This window comes from Streptomyces flavofungini, from assembly GCF_041028215.1.
GTDB classification, from domain to species: Bacteria; Actinomycetota; Actinomycetes; order Streptomycetales; family Streptomycetaceae; genus Streptomyces; species Streptomyces flavofungini_B.
This window is the reverse complement of record NZ_JASKYR010000845.1, coordinates 1-2,868: the sequence shown is the minus strand read 5'-3', so window position 1 is coordinate 2,868 and position 2,868 is coordinate 1. Positions and strand designations below refer to the sequence as shown.

At 69.8% G+C, this 2,868-nt stretch carries 3 protein-coding genes and 1 rRNA gene; 1 reads left to right on the top strand and 3 read right to left on the bottom strand.

Annotation, left to right across the window (positions count from 1 at the left end):
- Positions 1-24 precede the first annotated feature (24 nt).
- Positions 25-141, top strand: a 5S ribosomal RNA gene (gene rrf, locus AB8Z36_RS35410).
- A gap of 178 nt (positions 142-319) precedes the next feature.
- Here the strand turns inward: rrf and AB8Z36_RS35405 are convergent.
- The 3 genes from AB8Z36_RS35405 to AB8Z36_RS35395 all read right to left on the bottom strand — a co-directional run.
- Positions 320-991, bottom strand: coding sequence for a response regulator (locus AB8Z36_RS35405; RefSeq protein ID WP_369217494.1), 672 nt, complete (start codon positions 989-991; stop codon positions 320-322).
- Positions 988-2,220 (bottom strand): sensor histidine kinase, encoded by a 1,233-nt coding sequence (locus AB8Z36_RS35400; protein ID WP_369217493.1) that lies wholly within the window; start codon positions 2,218-2,220, stop codon positions 988-990. Before AB8Z36_RS35400 ends, AB8Z36_RS35405 begins: the two co-directional genes overlap by 4 nt.
- 54 nt (positions 2,221-2,274) lie before the next feature.
- The coding region (locus tag AB8Z36_RS35395) for an ABC transporter permease (protein WP_369217492.1) at positions 2,275-2,868 on the bottom strand (594 nt) is incomplete at its 5' end.

Here is a 2,868-nt window from a genome sequence, read left to right as displayed (position 1 = left end):
GTGCGGTTGTCAGTTTCATAGTGTTTCGGTGGTCATAGCGTGAGGGAAACGCCCGGTTACATTCCGAACCCGGAAGCTAAGCCTCACAGCGCCGATGGTACTGCAGGGGGGACCCTGTGGGAGAGTAGGACGCCGCCGAACTCCTGTTGAAGCTAAGCCTCACAGCGCCGATGGTACTGCAGGGGGGACCCTGTGGGAGAGTAGGACGCCGCCGAACTCCTTTTGATAGAAAACCCCCGCACCTCTGGTGCGGGGGTTTTCTGCGTTTAAGATCCTGGCGCATTGTTTAAGATCCTTGCGCATTCTCGGTTTCCGCACATCACGACGGCCGCACCAGCTTCGTGTCGTACGCCAGGATGACCGCCTGCACCCGGTCCCTCGCCCCCGTCTTCGCGAGGATGCGTCCCACATGCGTCTTCACGGTCGATTCGGCGAGGTGCAGACGCGAGGCGATCTCCGCGTTCGTCCAGCCCTGCCCGATGACCGTCAGGATCTCGCGTTCGCGGTCGGTGAGTGCGGCGAGGCGCGGATGGTGGGCCGGATCGGCCGTCACCGTTCCGGACTCCGGGAGGTGGCCCGCGTAGGCGTCGAGGAGGCGTCGGGTCAGGCTCGGGGCGACCACCGCGTCGCCCGAGGCGACCGCCCGGATGCCGGAGAGCAGCTCCTCCGGCAGGGCATCCTTGATCAGGAAGCCGGAGGCCCCCGCGCGGAGTCCGTCGTACGCGTACTCGTCGAGGTCGAACGTGGTCAGGATGAGGACGCGGGTGCGGTCGCCGGACGCGACGATGCGGCGCGTGGCCTCGATGCCGTCGAGGCCCGGCATGCGGATGTCCATGAGGACGACGTCGGGGTGGTGTTCGGCCGTCATGCGGACTGCCTCGCTGCCGTTGCCCGCCTCACCCGCCACCGTCATGTCCTCCTGGCTCTCCAGGAGCATGCGGAAGCCGAAGCGCTGCATGGGCTGGTCGTCGACGATGAGCACGGTCGTCACGGTGTCTCGCTGTCCTTCGGGAGATGGAGGTGGACGCGCCAGCCGCGTCCCGGGTGCGGGAGCGGTCCGGCCTCAAGTGTGCCGTCGTACAACGCGGTTCGTTCCCGCATTCCCGTCAGACCACGTCCCCGGCCGTCGGACCAGAGTGGTGCGGAACCGCCCCTGCCCGTGTCCGTGACGTCGACCGTCACGCCGCCGTCCTCGGCATAGGAGACGTCGACGGCGGCGGTCGCGTCGGGGCCGCCGTGCTTGAGGGTGTTGGTCAGGGCTTCCTGGACGACGCGGTAGACGGTGAGCTGGCGGCCCGCGGGGACGGTGCCGTGGCATCCGGTGACCGTGCTGCGGACCGGGAGGCCCGTGGCCCGTACGCCTTCGATGAGCCGGTCGAGGTCGGTGAGGGCGGGCTGCGGGGAGCGCTCGGCCGTGGCGGGTCCGTCGTCGCGCAGGACGTCCAGGAGGCGCCGGAGTTCGGAGAGGGCCTGACGGCTGGTCGAGCCGATGGCTTCGAGGGCCTGGGTGGCGCGCTCGGGCGACTTGGCGGCGGCGTACGAACCGCCGTCCGCGAGACCCGTGATGACGGAGAGGTTGTGGCCGATGATGTCGTGCATCTCGCGGGCGATGCGGGTGCGTTCGGCCGCCGCGGCGAGCTGCGCCTGCTGGTCGCGCTCGACTTCGAGCTGGTGGGCGCGTTCGACGAGGGCAGCCGTGTAGTCCTGGCGGGAGCGGACCGCGATGCCGAGGAGCGCGACGAGGGCGTACGCCCACACGTTGGGGATGATCTGCTGGTCCCAGCTGTCCTTGGGGTAGCGGACGGCGGCGACGGCCAGCGGCGCGGTCATCATGAGACCCGCGAGGCCCAGTGTCCTCAGGGGCAGCCGCATCGCGATGCTGAACAGGACGAGCATCTGGATCAGCGAGGCCTGGAGCATGGCGCCGCTGTAGCTGTTGACCAGGCCGGTGGCCACCATGACGGTGAGGACGGCCATGGGGTGGCGCCGACGCCACAGTACGGGCAGCGAGAGACCGACGCTCATCGCGAGGATCAGCCAGCCGGGCACATCCGTCTCGGGAGCGGTGTTGCGCCAGCCGCCGCTCGCGTCGACGAGGGCGGCGCCCACGAAGAAGGACGTGACCCCCAGGTCCCAGACGAGCGGGCGGCGCCTGTCGAAGGCGCGCACCCGCTGGGTCGTGCGCTGGATGAGCTGGGTCAGGGGATGCGGCTCGGTCACGGCCTCATCCTCGTACAGGCGTTCCGCACGCGGGGGCGGTACGGCGTACGGACCTCATACGTCCCGCCGCTTGAGCAGGACGGACGCGCACGCGATGACCGCCGCCGACCAGAGGGCGAGGGTGAGCAGCGCCGGGCCGGGAGCGATGGCGTTCTCCACCCTGTGCACCGAGCCGAGCGCGCTCGCCGCCTGGGCGGGAAAGTACGAGACGGCGGTGTCCACGGCGGTGAAGGGCAGCATGGCGAGGACCTCGGGCAGGACGAGCACCGCGCCGACGCACGCGCCGATGGCGCCGGGCACCGAGCGGAGCAGTGCGCCGAGGCCGAGCGCGATGAGGCCGAGCAGGGTGAGGGAGACGGCGCTCGTGGTGAGCGCGGCGAAGACGCCGTCGTCGGTGAGGGACAGCTGCTTGTCGCTGCCGGAGAGCCAGATCTGGGCGGCGAGGAAGGTGACGACGTTGGTCATGAGGCTCACCGTGAAGGCGACCGCCGTGTAGATGGCGGCCTTCGACCACAGGACGGGCAGCCGGGCCGGGACGGCGGTGAGGGTGGCGCGGACCATGCCGTTGGAGTACTCGCCCGCGGTGACGAGGATGCCGAGGACGATCAGGCAGACCTGGGAGAGCTGGGTGCCGAAGAGGGTGAAGAC